The organism is Streptomyces sp. NBC_00466, assembly GCF_041433995.1.
In the GTDB taxonomy this organism is placed as follows: domain Bacteria; phylum Actinomycetota; class Actinomycetes; order Streptomycetales; family Streptomycetaceae; genus Streptomyces.
On the sequence record NZ_CP107896.1, the window covers coordinates 6,125,270 to 6,138,715 of the forward strand.

The 13,446-nt window shown below is 71.1% G+C and carries 14 protein-coding genes; 13 read left to right on the forward strand and 1 reads right to left on the reverse strand.

All coding sequences use genetic code 11. The features are described from left to right. The first annotated feature begins 7 nt into the window (after positions 1-7). The 5 genes from OG210_RS27600 to OG210_RS27620 all read left to right on the forward strand — a co-directional run bounded on the left by OG210_RS27600 (position 8) and on the right by OG210_RS27620 (position 6,293). Positions 8-322 carry a DUF6167 family protein gene (locus OG210_RS27600; RefSeq protein WP_266858937.1) on the forward strand — a complete coding sequence of 105 codons (315 nt, stop codon included), beginning with the start codon at positions 8-10 and terminating at the stop codon, positions 320-322. Continuing rightward, positions 322-2,991 carry an alanine--tRNA ligase gene (gene alaS, locus OG210_RS27605; protein WP_328324697.1) on the forward strand — a complete coding sequence of 890 codons (2,670 nt, stop codon included), beginning with the start codon at positions 322-324 and terminating at the stop codon, positions 2,989-2,991. The genes OG210_RS27600 and alaS overlap by 1 nt, the downstream gene beginning before the upstream one ends. Next, positions 2,991-3,455 carry a Holliday junction resolvase RuvX gene (ruvX, locus tag OG210_RS27610; RefSeq protein ID WP_327298667.1) on the forward strand — a complete coding sequence of 155 codons (465 nt, stop codon included), beginning with the start codon at positions 2,991-2,993 and terminating at the stop codon, positions 3,453-3,455. The genes alaS and ruvX overlap by 1 nt, the downstream gene beginning before the upstream one ends. Before the next feature lie 101 nt (positions 3,456-3,556). After that, positions 3,557-5,473, forward strand: a complete 1,917-nt coding sequence (mltG, locus tag OG210_RS27615) for an endolytic transglycosylase MltG (RefSeq protein WP_328324695.1) — start codon at positions 3,557-3,559, stop codon at positions 5,471-5,473. Beyond that, positions 5,466-6,293, forward strand: a complete 828-nt coding sequence (locus tag OG210_RS27620) for a shikimate dehydrogenase (RefSeq protein ID WP_371539152.1) — start codon at positions 5,466-5,468, stop codon at positions 6,291-6,293. The genes mltG and OG210_RS27620 overlap by 8 nt, the downstream gene beginning before the upstream one ends. Positions 6,294-6,336: 43 nt before the next feature. Here the strand turns inward: OG210_RS27620 and OG210_RS27625 are convergent, their stop codons facing one another. Then, complete coding sequence (locus OG210_RS27625) at positions 6,337-6,711, reverse strand: hypothetical protein (RefSeq protein WP_328324692.1); 375 nt, start codon at positions 6,709-6,711, stop codon at positions 6,337-6,339. Between the two features lie 269 nt (positions 6,712-6,980). Between OG210_RS27625 and aroC the strand changes: the two genes are divergently transcribed. The 8 genes from aroC (at position 6,981) to nusB (ending at position 13,417) form a co-directional block, all read left to right on the forward strand. Then, positions 6,981-8,165 (forward strand): chorismate synthase, encoded by a 1,185-nt coding sequence (aroC, locus tag OG210_RS27630; protein WP_328324690.1) that lies wholly within the window; start codon positions 6,981-6,983, stop codon positions 8,163-8,165. Then, on the forward strand, positions 8,162-8,719 hold the full coding sequence (locus tag OG210_RS27635; RefSeq protein ID WP_328324689.1) for a shikimate kinase: 558 nt from the start codon (positions 8,162-8,164) through the stop codon (positions 8,717-8,719). Before aroC ends, OG210_RS27635 begins: the two co-directional genes overlap by 4 nt. After that, a complete protein-coding gene (gene aroB / locus OG210_RS27640; RefSeq protein ID WP_328324687.1) occupies positions 8,716-9,810 on the forward strand; it encodes a 3-dehydroquinate synthase in 1,095 nt (364 codons plus the stop codon). The genes OG210_RS27635 and aroB overlap by 4 nt, the downstream gene beginning before the upstream one ends. Beyond that, entirely contained in the window at positions 9,807-10,247 is a 441-nt protein-coding gene (gene aroQ / locus OG210_RS27645; RefSeq protein ID WP_328324685.1) for a type II 3-dehydroquinate dehydratase, read from the forward strand. The genes aroB and aroQ overlap by 4 nt, the downstream gene beginning before the upstream one ends. Before the next feature lie 101 nt (positions 10,248-10,348). After that, complete coding sequence (locus OG210_RS27650; protein ID WP_371539157.1) at positions 10,349-11,200, forward strand: Pro-rich N-terminal domain-containing protein; 852 nt, start codon at positions 10,349-10,351, stop codon at positions 11,198-11,200. Positions 11,201-11,261: 61 nt separating this feature from the next. Then, positions 11,262-12,368: an aminopeptidase P family protein gene (locus tag OG210_RS27655; RefSeq protein ID WP_328324681.1), complete on the forward strand. Its 1,107-nt coding sequence runs from the start codon at positions 11,262-11,264 to the stop codon at positions 12,366-12,368. 51 nt (positions 12,369-12,419) lie between these two features. Next, positions 12,420-12,986, forward strand: coding sequence for an elongation factor P (gene efp, locus OG210_RS27660; protein ID WP_328324679.1), 567 nt, complete (start codon positions 12,420-12,422; stop codon positions 12,984-12,986). Between the two features lie 2 nt (positions 12,987-12,988). Further along, the gene (gene nusB, locus OG210_RS27665; protein WP_266858958.1) at positions 12,989-13,417 is read left to right on the forward strand and encodes a transcription antitermination factor NusB; all 429 of its coding nucleotides are present in this window, start codon (positions 12,989-12,991) and stop codon (positions 13,415-13,417) included. Positions 13,418-13,446 lie beyond the last annotated feature (29 nt).

Here is a 13,446-nt window from a genome sequence, read left to right on the forward strand (position 1 = left end):
CGCTGCAATGTTCCGCCGTACGTTCTGGTTCGCCACCGGCGCCGCAGCCGGTGTGTGGGCCACCACCAAGGTCAACCGCAAGATCAAGCAGCTGAGTCCGGAGAGCCTCGCGGCGCAGGCGGCGAACAAGGCCGTCGACGCGGGTCACCGGCTGAAGGACTTCGCCGTCGACGTGCGGGCCGGAATGGTCCAGCGCGAGGCGGAGCTGGGGGAGGCGCTCGGCATCGACGCGCAGCCCGGACCGGCCGAGCTTCCTGCGCGGCGACGTCTCGCCGCCATCGAATACACCAAGCACTCGCACAACCGGAATGAGGACCACTGATGGAGTCGGCTGAAATTCGCCGCCGCTGGCTGAGCTTCTTCGAGGAGCGCGGGCACACCGTCGTCCCTTCGGCGTCGCTCATCGCGGACGACCCGACTCTGCTCCTTGTGCCCGCGGGCATGGTCCCGTTCAAGCCGTACTTCCTCGGCGAGGCCAAGCCGCCCGCCCCGCGCGCCACCAGCGTGCAGAAGTGCGTGCGTACACCGGACATCGAAGAGGTCGGCAAGACCACCCGGCACGGCACGTTCTTCCAGATGTGCGGCAACTTCTCCTTCGGCGACTACTTCAAGGAAGGCGCCATCCAGTACGCCTGGGAGCTGCTCACCAGCTCCGTGGCGGACGGCGGTTACGGTCTTGAGCCCGAGCGGCTCTGGATCACGGTCTACCTGGACGACGACGAGGCCGAGCAGATCTGGCGCGAGAAGATCGGCGTACCGGCCGAGCGCATCCAGCGGCTGGGCAAGAAGGACAACTTCTGGTCCATGGGCGTCCCCGGACCCTGCGGACCGTGCTCCGAGATCAACTACGACCGCGGCCCGGAGTTCGGCGTCGAGGGCGGCCCCGCCGTCAACGACGAGCGCTACGTGGAGATCTGGAACCTGGTCTTCATGCAGTACGAGCGCGGCGCCGGAGACGGGAAGGAGGACTTCCCGATCCTCGGCGACCTGCCGTCCAGGAACATCGACACCGGCCTGGGCCTCGAACGCCTGGCGATGATCCTCCAGGAGGTGCCGAACCTGTACGAGATCGACACCTCGCAGGTCGTCATCGACAAGGCCACCGAGCTGACCGGCGTCAGGTACGGCCAGGCCGAGGGCTCGGACGTCTCGCTGCGGGTCGTCACCGACCACATGCGTACGTCCGTCATGCTCATCGGCGACGGCGTGACCCCCGGCAACGAGGGCCGCGGCTACGTCCTGCGCCGTATCATGCGCCGGGCCATCCGCAACATGCGACTCCTGGGCGCCACCGGACCGGTCGTCGCCGAGCTGGTCGACGTCGTGATCAACACGATGGGCCACCAGTACCCGGAGCTCATCACCGACCGCAAGCGCATCGAGACCGTCGCCCTCGCCGAGGAGGCCGCCTTCGTCAAGACGCTGAAGGCCGGCACCAACATCCTCGACAGCGCCGTCAGCGAGACCAAGGCCGCCGGCGGCCGGATCCTCGCCGGTGACAAGGCGTTCCTGCTCCACGACACCTGGGGCTTCCCGATCGACCTCACCCTGGAGATGGCCGCCGAACAGGGCGTCTCCGTGGACGAGGACGGCTTCCGGCGGCTGATGAAGGAACAGCGCGAGCGGGCCAAGGCCGACGCCAGGTCCAAGAAGACCGGCCACGCCGACCTCTCCGCCTACCGCGCCGTCGCCGACAGCTCGGGCGCCACCGAGTTCACCGGATACACCTCGACCGAGGGCGAGTCGACCATCGTCGGGCTGCTCGTCGACGGGGTGCCCTCGCCCGCCGCCACCGAGGGCGACGAGGTCGAGATCGTCCTCGACCGGACCCCGTTCTACGCCGAGGGCGGCGGCCAGCTCGCCGACACCGGCCGGATCAGGCTCGGCTCGGGCGCCGTCGTGGAGGTCCGCGACGTCCAGCAGCCGGTCCCCGGGGTCTCCGTGCACAAGGGCTCGGTCCAGGTGGGCGAGGTGACGGTCGGCGCCGCCGCCTACGCCGCCATCGACCAGCGCCGCCGCCGGGCCATCGCCCGCGCCCACAGCGCCACCCACCTCACCCACCAGGCGCTGCGCGACGCCCTCGGCCCGACAGCCGCCCAGGCCGGTTCGGAGAACTCGCCCGGCCGCTTCCGCTTCGACTTCGGTTCGCCCAACGCCGTTCCCGGCACGGTCCTCACCGACGTCGAGCAGAAGATCAACGACGTCCTCGCCCATGAACTCGACGTCCACGCCGAGGTCATGTCCATCGACGAGGCCAAGAAGCAGGGCGCCATCGCCGAGTTCGGCGAGAAGTACGGCGAGCGCGTCCGTGTCGTCACCATCGGGGACTTCTCCAAGGAGCTGTGCGGCGGGACGCATGTCCGCAACACCGCCCAGCTGGGCCTGGTGAAGCTGCTCGGTGAGTCCTCGATCGGCTCCGGTGTGCGCCGGATCGAGGCCCTGGTCGGCGTCGACGCGTACAACTTCCTGGCCAGGGAGCACACGGTCGTCGCCCAGCTCCAGGAGCTGGTGAAGGGCCGTTCCGAGGAACTGCCCGAGAAGATCTCCGGGATGCTCTCGAAGCTCAAGGACGCCGAGAAGGAGATCGAGAAGTTCCGCGCGGAGAAGGTCCTCCAGGCCGCCGCCGGTCTCGCCGCCGGGGCCAAGGACGTACGCGGTGTCGCCGTGGTGACCGGCCAGGTCCCCGACGGCACGGGCGCCGACGACCTGCGCAGGCTCGTTCTCGACGTACGGGGCCGCATCCAGGGCGACCGCCCCGCCGTGGTGGCCCTCTTCACCACGGCCAACGGCCGCCCGCTGACGGTCATCGCCACCAACGAGGCCGCCCGGGGCCGCGGTCTCAAGGCCGGTGAGCTGGTCCGTACGGCTGCCAAGACGCTCGGCGGAGGCGGTGGCGGCAAGCCGGACGTCGCCCAGGGCGGCGGACAGAACCCGGACGCCATCGGCGACGCCGTGGCCGCCGTCGAGCGCCTGGTCGGAGAGACCGCCTGATGCGACGTGGCCGCCGGCTCGCGATCGATGTCGGGGACGCCCGGATCGGGGTCGCCTCGTGCGACCCCGACGGGGTCCTCGCCACACCGGTGGAGACCGTGCCCGGACGTGATGTCCCGGCCGCCCACCGGCGGTTGAGGCAATTGATCGCCGAGTACGAACCGATTGAGGTCGTGGTCGGCCTTCCCCGTTCCCTGAATGGGGGAGAGGGCCCGGCGGCCGCCAAGGTCCGCGGATTCGCCCAGGAACTCGCTCGTGGTATTGCGCCCATTCCGGTGCGACTGATCGACGAGAGGATGACCACAGTAACGGCGAGTCAGAGTTTGCGGGCCTCAGGCGTAAAGTCCAGAAAGGGTCGTTCTGTCATCGACCAGGCTGCGGCTGTTGTCATCCTGCAGAATGCACTGGAGTCCGAACGGGCGTCAGGCGTTGCTCCAGGTGAGGGCGTCGAAGTGGTTGTCTGACCGGGTTACGGTAACGTTCCGCGCCATGCGGCGGTTTTCGAACAGCTGCCGCACGGCACAAGAGGCGGACCGTCCGGAGGCCTCGCGGCTCTAGGGGACCGATGACTGAGTATGGCCGGGGCGCAGGCTCCGAACCGTGGCATCCCGAGGACCCGTTGTACGGGGACCAGGGATGGGGAGGTCAGCAGGACACCTCCGGTCAGACGCCGTACAACGGCCAGGCGCAGCAGTACGCCCAGGGGCAGCAGTACGACCAGTACGGCAACCCGGTGTACAGCCGGCCGCAGGACCCGTATCAGCAGCAGTACCCGCAGCAGCAGGGGCAGTACCCGCAGGGCCCGCAGCAGCACGGGGCGGGCCAGGGCCAGTACGACCGCGCCCAGTACGGCCAGGACCAGGGACACGTTCAGTACGGCGGGGCCCAGCAGCAGTACCCGCAGGACCCGAACCAGCAGCAGTACGCGCGGAATCCGGACCCGCAGCAGTACCCGCAGGCTCCGCACCAGCAGACCCCCCAGCAGCAGACGCAGTACCAGCAGCAGTACGCGCAGCCCCCGTACCAGCAGGACGCGTACCCGCAGCAGAACGGCGGCTGGGAGGGTGCGGCGCAGAGCGGTGTGGTGTACGGGGCGGATCCGCACATGCCGTACGGCGGACAGCCGGTGCACCACAACGGGGAGAACCCCGACTTCTACCGGACGCCCGACGCCTATCCGCCGCCGCAGCCCCCCGGGCGCCGGGACGAATGGCAGCAGGAGCCGCCCGCGGAGGCCGAAGCCGAGGCCGAGCCGCAGCACGAGCCCGAGACGCATCCTTTCTTCACCGGCGCCGACGGTCCTGTCGGCGGCGGTGGCGGTGATGATGACGACGACTACGACGACGACCCCGCCGAGACACGTGACGGCACCCGGGACCGCCGGGGCAAGAACGGAAAGCCCAAGCGCCGCAACGGCTGCGCCTGCTTCGTGATCTCGCTGGTCCTGATCGGCGGCATCGGCGGCGTGGGCTATGTGGGTTACAACTACTACCAGTCCCGCTACGCGCCGCCGCCGGACTACACCGGCATCGGCAGTTCGCCGGTCGAGGTCGAGGTCCCGCAGGGCACGGGCGTCGGGGGGATCGGCCGGCTGCTGAAGCAGAAGGGCGTCGTCAAGAGCGTCCAGGCGTTCGTCACCGCGGCCGGGAAGAACCCGAAGGGCAAGGCGCTCCAGGCCGGTGTGTACAGCCTCAACCAGCGGATGTCCGCGGCGAACGCGGTCACCGCGATGGTGGACCCGAACAGCCTGAACCAGCTCATCATCCCGCCGGGCTGGCGGAACGCCACCGTGTACGCGGCCATCGACAAACGGCTCGAACTGAAGGCCGGGACCACCGCCGGTGTCGCCAGGTCGGAGTCCGGCAAACTGGGGCTGCCCAGCTGGGCCGAGGGGCACAAGAACCTCAAGGACCCGCTGGAGGGCTTCCTCGCGCCGGCGAGCTACCCGATCGCCAAGGGCATGAAGCCGGAGGACCTCCTCAAGAAGATGGTCGGCCAGGCGGACAAGGTGTACGGCGACGAGAACCTCACCGCAGCGGCGCACCGGCTGGGGCTCAAGGACTCGTTCCAGGTCGTCACCGTGGCGAGCATGCTCCAGGCCGAGGGGAAGACGAACGACGACTTCCGGCGGATGGCCGAGGTCATTTACAACAGGCTGAAGCCCAGCAATCTCCAGAACACCAATCAGCGGCTCCAGTTCGACTCCACGTACAACTATCTCAAGGGCCAGAGCAAGATCAATATCGGCTCGGCGGAGATCAACAAGAACACGGACCCGTACAACACCTATAAGCAGAGAGGGCTTCCCCCCGGGCCCATTGGGAATCCGGGTAAGGACGCCATGGCGGCGGCCCTGAATCCGACAAAGGACGGCTACTACTTCTTTGTTTCGATCGACGGGCACCAGACCGAATTCGCCAAGACGTATGCGGAGTTCATGAAGTTGAAGACGCAGTTCGATGCCAAACAGAGCAATGGCTGAGGCCCGCAGGGCGGCCGTTCTGGGCTCGCCGATCGCACACTCGCTCTCCCCGGTGCTGCACCGCGCCGCGTACCGGGAACTCGGCCTCGGCGACTGGTCGTACGACCGTTTCGAGGTGGACGAGGCGGCCCTCCCGGCGTTCGTCGACGGGCTGGGCGTGTCCTGGGCCGGGCTCTCGCTGACCATGCCGCTCAAGCGGGCGGTCATCCCGCTGCTCGACGAGGTGACCGCGACGGCCGCATCCGTCGAAGCGGTCAACACGGTGGTGTTCACCGCCGACGGGCGCCGGGTGGGCGACAACACCGACATCCCGGGGATGATCGCCGCGATGCGTGAGCGCGGGGTCGAGAAGGTCGAGTCCGCCGCCGTGCTCGGCGCGGGCGCCACCGCGTCGTCCGCGCTCGCGGCCCTCTCCCTCATCTGTACGGGCCCGGTCACCGCCTACGTACGCAGCGCCGCCCGCGCCCGGGAGATGCGCGGCTGGGGCGAGCGGCTGGGCGTCGACGTGCGCACGGCCGACTGGTCGGAGGCCGCCGGGGCGTTCGACGCGCCGCTGGTCATCGCGACCACCCCGGCCGGCACCACCGACGCGCTCGCCGCCGCCGTTCCTGGTGCGCCCGGCACGCTCTTCGACGTGCTGTACGAGCCGTGGCCGACACCGCTCGCCACCGCCTGGCAGTCCCGCGGCGGGGCCGTCGTCGGCGGCCTCGATCTGCTGGTGCACCAGGCGGTGCTCCAGGTCGAGCAGATGACCGGCCTGACGCCCGCACCGCTGGCCGCCATGCGGGAAGCGGGAGAGCGCGCGCTCGCCTCGCGGTGAGCCCCGGCCGGGGCCTGTACGGGGGAATCCGGCGTCCGGCGGGTCAGCCGCGGTGCCTGAGGCCGATGCCGGTACCGGCCGCGTAGTCCTGGGTCCAGCTGCGGCCAGCGTCGGACTTCCAGGTGACCTGGACGGTGTCGCCCAGGGCCCTGACGCGCTCCACCGTCATGGAGCGGTCGCTGTCCCTGACATCGCCGCGGCGCAGCTCCCGCGCCTCCACGGTGACGCGCTCGGCGGGCTGTGCGCGCTCTGCCTCGCCGGCCGCCTGCACCAGGGCGGCGGCCAGCTCCCTGGCCTGCGCGGGGGAGCAGTGCAGCACGGTCTCCGGGGCCTGCGGCGACGGTCGCGCGCTGAGCCGTACTCCGGCGGGGCCCGCCGCCAGGGTCACCCCCGCGCCGTCTGCGAGATCCAGTTCCACGCGCTCTCCGTCTCTCTCCGGCAGCCGCGTCCGGGGCCGCCCCGGTGTCCGGTGACCTCCGCATTGGAGCACACCGCGCACCCCTGCCCCGGCGCCGGACGCCGGGTCCTGCGGCCTCCCGGACGGGCCGTTCCGGGGCCGGGCCGACGTCCGCCAGCTGGACCCGTGACCGTCCGGCGCCCCGGCCGTGGGAGGATCGGGTCAGGCGGGCCAGGGCCGCGCACCCGGTCGCGCCGTCGCAGATCGAGGCGCGAGCATGAGGAGCACCGTTGAGCAGGTTGCGTTGGCTGACCGCGGGGGAGTCGCACGGACCCGCACTGGTGGCGACGCTGGAGGGGCTTCCCGCCGGCGTCCCGGTCACCACGGACATGGTGGCGGACGCGCTCGCCCGGCGGCGGCTCGGATACGGCCGCGGCGCCCGGATGAAGTTCGAGAAGGACGAGGTCACCTTCCTCGGCGGGGTCCGGCACGGGCTGACCATGGGCGGCCCGGTGGCCGTCATGGTCGGCAACACCGAGTGGCCCAAGTGGGAGAAGGTCATGTCGGCCGACCCGGTCGACCCCGACGAGCTGGCCCAGCTGGCCCGCAACGCCCCGCTGACCCGCCCCCGCCCCGGCCACGCGGACCTCGCGGGGATGCAGAAGTACGCGCTGGACGAGGCCCGGCCGATCCTGGAGCGCGCCAGCGCCCGTGAGACGGCGGCCCGCGTCGCACTCGGCACGGTGGCCCGCTCCTACCTGAAGGAGACGACGGGCATCGAGCTCGTCTCGCACGTCGTGGAGCTGGCCGGGGCGAAGGCCCCGTACGGCGTCGTCCCGGTCCCCGCCGACGAGGCGCGGCTGGACGAGGACCCGGTGCGCTGCCTGGACGCGGACGCGTCGAAGGCGATGGTCGCCGAGATCGACCAGGCCCACAAGGACGGTGACACCCTCGGCGGTGTGGTCGAGGTGCTCGCCTACGGCGTACCCGTCGGCCTCGGTTCGCATGTGCACTGGGACCGCAGGCTCGACGCCAGGCTCGCCGCCGCCCTCATGGGCATCCAGGCGATCAAGGGCGTCGAGGTCGGCGACGGCTTCGACCTGGCCCGGGTGCCGGGATCCAAGGCCCACGACGAGATCGTGCCGACCGCGGAGGGCGTACGCCGCACATCGGGCCGCTCCGGTGGCACCGAGGGCGGTATGTCCACCGGTGAACTGCTGCGTGTCCGGGCCGCGATGAAGCCGATCGCGACCGTGCCCCGCGCACTCGCCACCATCGACGTGGCCACCGGCGAGGTCGCCGCCGCGCACCACCAGCGCTCGGACGTCTGCGCGGTGCCCGCCGCCGGGATCGTCGCCGAGGCCATGGTCGCGCTGGTCCTGGCGGACGCGGTCGCGGAGAAGTTCGGCGGCGACAGCGTCGGCGAGACCCGCAGGAACGTCCGGTCGTTCCTCGACAACCTGCAGATCCGATGACCGGGCCGCTGGTCGTCCTCGTCGGCCCGATGGGCGTCGGCAAGTCCACTGTCGGCGAACTGCTCGCGGAGCGGCTCGGAGTGGGCTACCGCGACACCGACGCCGACATCGTGGCGGCCGAGGGCCGCACCATCGCGGACATCTTCGTCGACGACGGCGAGGACCACTTCCGCGCCCTGGAACGTGCCGCGGTGCGCGAGGCGGTGGCCGGGCACACCGGCGTACTGTCGCTCGGCGGCGGCGCGATCCTCGACCCGGCCACCCGCGAGCTCCTCGCCGGCCGCCCTGTCGTCTACCTCTCGATGGACGTCGACGAGGCGGTCAAGCGGGTCGGGCTCAACACCGCGCGCCCGCTGCTCGCCGTCAACCCGCGCCGCCAGTGGCGTGAGCTGATGGACGCGCGGCGGCCCCTCTACACCGAAGTCGCCCGTGCCGTCGTCGCCACCGACGGCCGGATCCCCGAAGAGGTCGCCGAGGCGGTCCTCGACGCCCTGGAGCTCCGGCTCCCCGCAGGGGACACCACCCCGCCCCCCGGCCAGGAGAAGACCGTATGACGCAGGACGCCCCCATCCGTATCCAGGTCGGCGGCACGGACGGCCACGATCCGTACGAGGTGCTGGTCGGCCGTCAGCTGCTGGGCGAGCTGCCCGCGCTGATCGGCGAGCAGACCAGGCGTGTCGCCGTACTGCACCCCGAGGCGCTGGCCGAGACCGGCGAGGCGGTCCGCCAGGACCTCGCCGACCAGGGGTACGAGGCCATCGCGGTCCAGCTGCCCAACGCGGAGGAGGCCAAGACCGTCGAGGTCGCCGCCTACTGCTGGAAGGCACTGGGCCAGAGCGGTTTCACCCGCACCGACGTCATCGTCGGTGTCGGCGGCGGCGCGACCACCGACGTGGCCGGGTTCGTCGCGGCGACCTGGCTGCGCGGGGTGAGGTGGATCGCCGTCCCCACCACCGTGCTCGGCATGGTGGACGCGGCCGTCGGTGGCAAGACCGGCATCAACACCGCCGAGGGCAAGAACCTGGTGGGCGCCTTCCACCCGCCCGCCGGGGTGCTCTGCGACCTCGCGGCGCTGGACTCGCTCCCGGTCAACGACTACGTATCCGGGATGGCCGAGATCATCAAGGCCGGCTTCATCGCCGACCCGGCCATCCTCGACCTCGTGGAGTCCGACCCGGAGGGGGCCCGTACGCCCGCCGGACCGCACACCGCCGAGCTGATCGAGCGGTCCATCCGGGTCAAGGCCGAGGTCGTGTCGAACGACCTCAGGGAGTCGGGCCTGCGGGAGATCCTCAACTACGGCCACACGCTCGCCCACGCCATCGAGAAGAACGAGCGCTACAAGTGGCGGCACGGCGCGGCCGTCTCGGTCGGCATGGTGTTCGCCGCCGAACTGGGCCGCCTCGCGGGCCGCCTCGACGACGCGACCGCGGACCGGCACAGCGCCGTACTCGCCTCCGTCGGGCTGCCGCTGACCTACCGGGGCGACCAGTGGCCCAAGCTGCTGGAGACGATGAAGGTCGACAAGAAGTCCCGGGGCAACGTCCTGCGCTTCATCGTCCTCGACGGACTCGCCAAGCCGACGGTCCTGGAGGGCCCGGACCCGGCCGTCCTGCTCGCCGCGTTCGGGGAGGTCTCCGCGTGAGCGCCCGCGTCCTCGTGCTCAACGGCCCCAACCTGGGCCGTCTGGGCTCCCGCGAGCCCGATGTCTACGGAGCGACGTCGTACGCGGGACTCGTCGAAGCCTGCACCCTGCTGGGCAAGGAGCTCGGTCTCGACGTCGAGGTGCGGGAGACCAACGACGAGGGCGAGATGATCCGCTGGCTGCACGAGGCGGCCGACGGCGCGCTCCCCGTCGTGATCAACCCCGGTGCGTTCACGCACTACTCGTACGCGATGCGGGACGCGGCGGCCCAGCGCACCGCCCCGCTCATCGAGGTGCACATCTCGAATCCGTACGCCCGCGAGGAGTTCCGTCACAACTCCGTAATCGCCGCGGTCGCCAGCGGCACCGTCGCGGGCTTCGGGATCGGCTCCTACCGCCTCGCCCTGCGGGCGCTGGCCGGGGAACTCCCCGGCTGAGGCTGCCCGGTGGTCCTCCCCGGCCGTTCACACCGGGCCGGCCGGGGAGGGTACCGTTCGGTACGGCAGACAGTCGGCTGAGCGAGACGGAGTGGCACCGGATGCAGCACCCTGTGGGAGCTCCGCCGCCGCCCCCTCCGGGCGCCGCGGGCTGGGGCCAGAGCGCCCAGCACCCCGGCCGGCCCCCGGGCTGGGTGGCCCCCAACCAGCCGGCTCCCAACCAGCCGGCTCCCAACCAGCCGGCTCCCCCACAGCCGGTGGCCCCGCCCGCGCCGCCGCCCCACCTGCCGCCCGCGCCGCCGTCCATGGAGACGACCGGCCACATCCAGCTGCCGCCCGGCGGCCCGGTCCCGCTGCCGGCGCCGCCCGTCGCCAGCTCCCCGGCCGACACCGGCAACACCACGCTCGCCGTGCTCCTCATAGGGCCGGCGGGCGCGGGCAAGACCACCGTCGCCCGGCACTGGGCGCGGAGCCGCCGGATGCCCACGTCGCACATCAGCCTCGACGACGTACGCGAGTGGGTCTGCTCGGGCTTCGCCGACCCCCAGAGCGGCTGGAACGACCACTCCGAGGCCCAGTACCGCCTGGCCCGCCGCACCTGCGGCTTCGCCGCGCGCAACTTCCTGGCCAACGGCATCTCCTGCATCCTCGACGACGCGGTCTTCCCCGACCGCCCGGTCGTCGGTCTCGGCGGCTGGAAGCGCCATGTGGGCCCCGGTCTGCTGCCCGTGGTGCTGCTGCCGGGCCTGGAGGTCGTCCTGGAGCGCAACGCGGCCCGCAGCGGCAACCGGCGCCTCAGCGACGAGGAAGTCGCCCGGATCCACGGACGGATGGCCGGCTGGTACGGCTCGGGGCTGCCGATCATCGACAATTCGGGGTACGACGTGGCCACCACCGCCCAGGTGCTCGACGACGTACTCGCCCGCTCCATCGCCTCCCCTCCGACCTGGTGAAGCTCCCCGGTCGGACGCGCTGAAACAGCCGAGTGCCGCTGCCGCTCCTAGGCTCGGGACCATGGCAGAGGTGTTTGCGGTCCGCCGGGCAAGGCTGCGTGACCGGTGCCTGGCAGCGGGCAGCGGCGCCGCCCTGGTCTCCCGGCCGGCCAACGTCCGGTATCTCGCCGGTGCGGCCCCGGCGGGTGCGATTCTGCTGCTCGGCCCCGAAGGCGACGAGCTCCTCTGCCCTGCCGGGCCCCCCGGCGATCCCCAGGACGGCCGTCCCGACGAGCACCTGCGGCTCACGGTGCTCCCGGCGCCGGGCGGCGACCCGGCCGTGGCCGCCGCCGGCCGGCTCAGCTCGGTGGGCGCCGTGACGCTGGCGGTGGAGGAGCACCATCTGACCGTCGCCCGGCACCGGGCCCTGCACTCGGTGGCGCCGCGGCTGCGTCTCGCCGACCTCGCCCGCGCCGTCGAGCAGCAGCGGATCATCAAGGACGAGGACGAGATCCGCTGTCTGCGCACCGCCGGGGAGATCACCGACCAGGCGCTGGGGGAGCTGCTCGAATCGATCCTCGTCGGGCGCACCGAGCGTCATCTCGCCCTGGAGCTGGAGCGCCGTCTGGTCGACCACGGAGCCGCCGGGCCGTCCCTGCCGACCTCGGTGGCCACCGGGCCCAACGCCGGACTGAGCGGCCACCGCCCGTCCGACCGCCGGGTCGAGGAGGGCGATCTGCTCTCCGTCCGGCTCGGGGCGGTGTACCGCGGATACCGATGTGAGATCGGCCGGACATTCGTCATCGGGACCGCGCCGGCGGACTGGCAGATCGAGCTGTACGACCTGGTCTTCGCCGCACAACGGGCAGGTCGGGAGGCACTTGTGCCCGGTGCGGCGTGCCGGGACGTGGACCTCGCGGCCCGCCATGTACTGGAGGCCGCGGGCCACGGCGAGACCCTCGGTCCTTCGACCGGACACGGTGTCGGGCTCGAAATCGACGAGGACCCGCAGCTGGCACCTGCGGCCATGGGTAAACTGGACGCTTGCGTGCCGGTCACTGTCGAACCGGGGGTCCACCTCCCTGGCCGGGGCGGAGTCCGGATCGATGACACGCTCGTCGTACGCCCTGAGGCGGACGGCGGACCCGAGCTACTCACCATTACGACCAAGGAGCTGCTCGCCCTCTAGTGGCGCGCACCCGCGGTCCCACACACGCTGCAGTCCAGGAGAACCTCAACCGTGGCTTCCACGAACGACCTCAAGAACGGCCTGGTGCTCAAGCTCGACGGGGGCCAGCTCTGGTCCGTCGTCGAGTTCCAGCACGTCAAGCCCGGCAAGGGCCCGGCTTTTGTGCGCACCAAGCTCAAGAACGTGCTTTCCGGCAAGGTCGTCGACAAGACGTTCAACGCCGGTGTGAAGGTCGAGACGGCCACCATCGACCGCCGTGACATGCAGTTCTCGTACATGGACGGCGAGTACTTCGTGTTCATGGACATGACCACCTACGACCAGCTGATGGTCGACCGCAAGTCGGTCGGCGACGCGGCCAACTTCCTCATCGAGGGCTTCACCGCCTCGGTCGCCCAGTACGAGGGCGAGGTGCTCTACGTCGAGCTCCCGGCCGCGGTCGAGCTGACGGTCAAGCACACCGACCCGGGTGTCCAGGGCGACCGTTCCACCGGTGGCACCAAGCCCGCCACCCTGGAGACCGATTACGAGATCGGTGTCCCGCTGTTCATCACGACCGGCGAGAAGATCAAGGTCGACACGCGAACCGGTGATTATCTCGGCCGGGTGAACAGCTAACCGTGGCTGCCCGGAACACGGCGCGCAAGCGCGCCTTCCAGATCCTCTTCGAGGCCGATCAGCGCGGGGCGTCCGTGCAGACGGTCCTCGCGGACTGGATCCGTCACGCCCGGACCGACGACCGGCAGCCACCGGTCAGTGAGTACACGATGGAGCTCGTCGAGGGGTACGCGGAGCACGCGGACCGTATCGACGACCTCATCGCCACCTACGCGGTGGGCTGGACCCTCGACCGGATGCCGGTCGTCGACCGCAACATCATCAGGCTCAGCGCCCATGAGCTGGTGTGGGTCGACGGAACGCCGGACGCCGTCGTGATGGACGAGGCGGTGCAGCTCGCCAAGGAGTTCTCCACCGACGAGTCGCCGGCCTTCATCAACGGTCTGCTCGGCCGGTTCAAGGACCTCAAGCCGAGCCTGCGCCGCGACTAGGCCCGGTCACGGAACCTGCTCATCCAGGC